At 72.2% G+C, this 1253-nt stretch carries 2 protein-coding genes; both read left to right on the top strand.

Annotation, left to right across the window (positions count from 1 at the left end; all coding sequences use genetic code 11):
- Positions 1-371: 371 nt before the first annotated feature.
- The gene (locus ACWENR_RS30825) at positions 372-659 is read left to right on the top strand and encodes a GlsB/YeaQ/YmgE family stress response membrane protein (protein WP_091104043.1); all 288 of its coding nucleotides are present in this window, start codon (positions 372-374) and stop codon (positions 657-659) included.
- Between the two features lie 445 nt (positions 660-1104).
- A partial coding sequence (locus tag ACWENR_RS30820) for a GlsB/YeaQ/YmgE family stress response membrane protein (protein ID WP_452280447.1) occupies positions 1105-1253 on the top strand: 149 nt, incomplete at its 3' end.

Genomic DNA, 1253 nt, shown 5'->3' with positions numbered 1-1253 from the left:
CCCGGCCGGGGGCGCCGGCCGTTCGCGTCGGAGCCGGGGTGGTGCCGCCGGCCGGGCGCGGCCGACCCTCGGCGTGCCCGGCCCGGGGCGCCGGCCGGGCGCGGCCGACTCTCGGTGTGTCCCGGCCGGGGTGCCGGCCGGTCGCGGCGGAAAATTTTCTACGGCCCTCCCGCCGGTCCGTCCCGGCCGCGTGCGAAGGGCGCCACCTGCGCGGACGGCCGCGGCGGTATTCGCCGCGCGGTGCGCCATTGACGTCCGACGCCGTCTCCCGAGCCGCGAACCGGTTTGGTTTTTCGGCCGGTCGGGAACATTGCGGTCACGACAGGAACACCACAGACCGTGGAATTGCTTATTCGCAGAAGGAGGGCGACGTGGAGCTCACCGTTTGGGGCATCATCACTGCGCTCATCGTTGGTCTGATCGTCGGCGCTCTGGGTCGCCTGCTCGTGCCGGGCCGCCAGAACATGCCGATGTGGCTGCACATGCTGATCGGTGTCGGCGCCGCGCTGCTGGGCACCGTGCTGGCTCGGGCGATGGGTATCGCCACCGAGACCGCCGGGATCGACTGGGGCGAGCTGCTGGTCCAGGTGGTGCTGGCCGCCATCGCCGTGGCGCTGGTCGCCGGTGTGGGTCGTCGCCGCAGCGTCACCCACCGGTAACCCCCACACAGCCTGAACCCGAACGGGCGCCCGACCACCAGGTCGGGCGCCCGTTCCGTGTGCGCCGCGGGGGCCCGTTCCGGGTAGCCGCCAGTCGGCTCCCTGCGGGTGCGGCTGTCGAAGACCGGGCGTTGCGCCGTGGGGCCCGTTCCGGGTGCGCCGGTGTGGCGTCCGTTCCGGGGCGCCGTGGGGGCGCCCCGACGGAACGTCCGCCGCTTCCGGTCGATCGACGGGCGCCGGTCGGGGCGCACCGGTGCCCGTCGATCGACCGATCGAAGGGCGTCGGTCGAGGCGTACCGGCGCGCGGGGCGCCCGTTCCCCTGGGGCGCGTGTTCCGCGGGTGCCGGAAAGTCGGTTTGGGGCTGCGACGGGTCGGGAACTTAACGGTCACGACAGGAACACCACAGACCGTGGAACTCAATTCTTTAAACAGGAGGAGGGCGACGTGGAGCTCACCGTTTGGGGCATCATCACTGCGCTCATCGTTGGTCTGATCGTCGGCGCTCTGGGTCGCCTGCTCGTGCCGGGCCGCCAGAACATGCCGATGTGGCTGCACATGCTGATCGGTGTCGGCGCCGCGCTGCTGGGCACCGT

This window comes from Micromonospora sp. NPDC004336 (genome assembly GCF_053602615.1).
The sequence above is the reverse complement of the archived record's forward strand: the minus strand, read 5'-3'. Positions and strand labels throughout refer to the sequence as shown.